Origin of the sequence: uncultured Gimesia sp. (assembly GCF_963972345.1) — a bacterium.
Taxonomy (GTDB): Bacteria; Planctomycetota; Planctomycetia; order Planctomycetales; family Planctomycetaceae; genus Gimesia.
Genome location: NZ_CAXAVM010000330.1, coordinates 1 through 3,632, shown reverse-complemented (window position 1 = coordinate 3,632; position 3,632 = coordinate 1). Strand labels below are relative to the sequence as shown.

The window sequence follows — 3,632 nt, the reverse complement described above, 5'->3', positions numbered from 1 at the left end:
GGGGGAGGATTGGTCTGCTCCACCCGTTCGAGTTCGGATATCGTGTAGCTGCGCATTTCCTGTTCCAGCCAGTGAGTGATTTCTGTGGAATGGAATTGCCATTCCCCCTGGACCTTCCGCCCTGGAATTCTGCCTCGATTGGCTAGTTTTTCCAGTTCTCGGCGGTCGCGGCCTAACTGTTTTGCCAGATCACTCAGGCTAAAGGATTCGTGAGCCATTACGTGTCACCACATTCCAGAATAATCAGAAGAGAGTCAATCAGCGAGGGATTTTTATGGCTACCCGTTTTTCAGGGAAGCTGAAAAAATCTTGGGTGTGAAAACTGGCTGGTCGTTTTACCAGGGGCTTTTATCTGATCTGCGCGTCGGTCATGGTCACCATCGTAACCAAACTATGATCCGTTTATCAATCACAGGCAGGGAATTTCGTAAGGAGCAGGAAAAATCCCTGTCGTTCACAGGCAGTCTTTTCAGTTGAACTGGGGAGGGGTTTCAGGCTGGCAGGCAAGACGCAGGCTGGTAAGCATCTCTGAATAATCGGATTGCCAGACCTGTTCACTCCAAATTTCCAGGTCGAAGTAACCCTGATATCCGGCTTCATGAATGGTTTCAATGAGATCAAGCTCGGGGAACAGTTCCTGGACTGATTCGCCAGATTTCATTTCTGAAATTTGTACTGCTGCGATGAGCGAAATCATATCGGTAATCAGGTTTTTGGCAGACTTGTCATGCCAGATGTGAGCAGGGTCGACTGCGATTCCGACTGCTGGATGCTGACAGGCGTCGATCAATTCCAGTGTGGATTCGATCGAGTTGAGAAAGGTCCAGCTTCTTGCCTGTGGGTTCTGCATGGTTTTAAGAGCCAGCCGTATGCCATTAGAGCCAGCAACATCACCGAGTCGCTTCAGTGCATCCACAGTCAGCTCTCGTGCATGATTTACGGTATGCCCGGCACGGGGACCGCTGGCGACCTGTACTGCTGCCGCATTAACCTGTCCGCCGAATTCAATCAGCTGGGTCGCATCGGCAATCGCTTCGTCAAAAGAGTACTCGTTAGATCCGGTGAAACCACCTGCCAGGGAAATGCTTGAGACTTTGAGGCCTGAATCGATTACGAGTTCTGCGGATTGTGCTGGTTCCAGATCCAGAATTTTCCGGTTCCAGAGACCGACGGCAGGAATTCCGCCAGCTACCAGGCCATGCAGACTTTCTTCCAGAGACCAGTGATAAGTTGTGATTTGACTGATCGAAAGTCGATCCATCAAGGAAAGTGTCGGGTTGGCAGGATCAGGTTTAGGTGTCGAAGAAGAAGTTGAGAACGAATTGACTTTACGCTGTGAGAGAAGCTCTTTAGTCACTCGGCCACCTGCAGTCTGGAGAGAAGATCAGGTATATTAACAATTAGTGCGAAGTTGCTAATTGGAAATAACAAAAAGTATACATACTGAATGATATTCCAGGAGTATCTGACAGGCAGGGTCAACGATCTGGTTTGACCAGTGTCATGTCTTGGAGAGTATCATAAGTGATCGCAAAAATTTTTCCATAGTAAAAAAGGAAAAACGATTTTGACTAAGAACCAATATTGCTTATCCACTCAGAAAGTCAACCGACATTGAACCTCGTTTTAATGAGTTCAATAAAAACGTCGTTTTCCGCTTCAGCGCATTACTGTTTCTAAATATCAACATGAAGTGAAACTTCATCCCGCTTGAGTAAACTGAAAATTATTGCAACCATGAATTGAAAAATGTTTGCAGTAAAACCGGAAGAATATGACATATTCAGCAAACAGTTTTTATCCCGTAGTTCATGCGCAAAAAATCTCTGTCGAGCATACTGCTGACAACACAACAGCATGCTCGACACGCATTGTCAAGGAAATGATATTCCAGGGAGAGATGCTTCCCGCGTTACTTCTGTGATGAAGCTGCAGCGGTACTGCCGATTGAAAGAGAGCAGTCCCCCTCTGATCGTTTAGAGGTTTGCCCTCTATTCTGCAGATATCAGGTCGCGGTGATCTGCGTACCTGGATCGGCCGAGATATTAACCCACACATGCACGTGGGGAGCACCACGATAGTGCCAGACGAAAGCGGGACCTTCCAGTCTCCAGTTATCCCAGACTCCATCATTACCGATGTCGCCTGCCTGGTAGAAGGAAATGCGGCACTTATCGAGTCCGCCTTGCGCTTCGATGCACTTTCTGACTTCTTTCTGATCGGAAGCACGGAAAGGCTCAATCAACAGATTCAGGACAGACTGCATTTCCTGTTTCTGGTCTTTGGTCATGTCGGCAATCTGAAGACCGGTGATTTGATCAGGGGACTTTTTAAATTGAATGTTCGATTCCGCAGGTGCTTTGGGAATCAGGGCTGCTTTACGCTGGTTGCCATCCAGAATCTTGTAAACCTGGTTGGCTTTCAGCGCCTGTTCCCAGAAGACATTACCGGGATGATCTGCTGGTTCATTAAATTCTTCAGCAGCATGACCGTAGAAGATCGGTCCTCCGAATGCCAGATGTTCCGCACTGTCTCCATCACTGCGAACCGTGGTGTGACGGCCTGTCATGACAAACTGGAACTGATCCGTTCCAGGTGTGCCAAAGATGGCGATCGACTGGTCTTCCCCGTAACCGCCCTGATCGTCCATTAATTGTTTACGGATTTTTTTATGCCAGGAGGGATCAAAATGGCCAAAGAAAATTGCTTCAATTTTTTCCTGCTGGTCTTTAGTAAAGAAATCGCTGTGAACGATCGGCTCTGTGATGTTCCAGTTGGCACGGACGTGCTGTCGCAGCAGGCCATTTTTGTCTTTGTGATCCCAGTCAAAGCAGACTTTATTTTTTTGTGCTGGACTCAGGCTTTCGTATAACTGTTTCACCAGTGGTTCGGGAGCAGCGGCTTTCGACGCATCCCCCGTCTGACCTGCCAGGAGCCTGTCGACACCGAGAAATGGAGTTCCCGCGATCGCCGCACCCATGGTTCTGACAAAGTGCCGACGAGAGATTGAGAGAGAGTCAGAAGTCAATTCAGGCATTGAAAAGCGTGGATCAAATTGCATAGGAGCACCAGTTCTTTTCTTGAATTTGAGGGAGGAAGGGTAATGTTCCGTAAGGAAACCAGTCTATCAGCGCTGCAACTTAAACGTCAAATAAAAATCAGATTGCCGATTTCCGCTGACGATTGTAAGTCGGGTTCAGACTGTTCTCTCGACGGTTTGGGAAATGTGCAGATTTCATGCTGGTAACAGCCCGAGCCCGGTGTTAGGCTGTCGGTGTGACTTTGCGTTCAGTGTTCCAGGCAAGGCATTTGTGAAAACTGCTGGTTGGAGCGATGGGCGTAATTGAATGTTGATGAGTATGGGCTTAGAATAGCTGGTTCTCTTATCTACATTTCCAGAAACGTGTTCTTTTAACAGTCAAGTCGGGCATTATCAGCGTGTTGTATATTCTTCATCGACTTTGGGAAGAAGAGAGGCAGTCCCCTGTCCGCTCAAATCGAATTAATATGAGAAAACGATTTGCTTTGCTATTTGTGATTGTAAGCATCACCTGTCTGTCATTCTGTCAATTGACAGGTGTGGCGCAGGAACCGGCTCCTCCCGTCAAGACTGGAGCAGATGAAAAGGACCC

At 47.8% G+C, this 3,632-nt stretch carries 3 protein-coding genes; all 3 read right to left on the bottom strand.

The genetic code is table 11. The features are described 5' to 3' along the window. Positions 1–218, bottom strand: a 218-nt coding sequence (locus tag AACZ40_RS28575; protein WP_339677016.1) for a helix-turn-helix domain-containing protein, incomplete at its 3' end; no start/stop codon positions are given. Between the two features lie 251 nt (positions 219–469). Beyond that, positions 470–1,357 (bottom strand): sugar phosphate isomerase/epimerase family protein, encoded by an 888-nt coding sequence (locus AACZ40_RS28570; RefSeq protein ID WP_291175185.1) that lies wholly within the window; start codon positions 1,355–1,357, stop codon positions 470–472. 648 nt (positions 1,358–2,005) lie between these two features. Beyond that, positions 2,006–3,061: a DUF3500 domain-containing protein gene (locus AACZ40_RS28565; RefSeq protein ID WP_291175182.1), complete on the bottom strand. Its 1,056-nt coding sequence runs from the start codon at positions 3,059–3,061 to the stop codon at positions 2,006–2,008. Positions 3,062–3,632 lie beyond the last annotated feature (571 nt).

What these genes read in the sequence shown, in the direction of transcription:
- AACZ40_RS28565 (WP_291175182.1), bottom strand. Translation starts at nt 3,061, where the DNA reads ATGCAATTTGATCCACGCTTTTCAATGCCTGAATTGACTTCTGACTCT.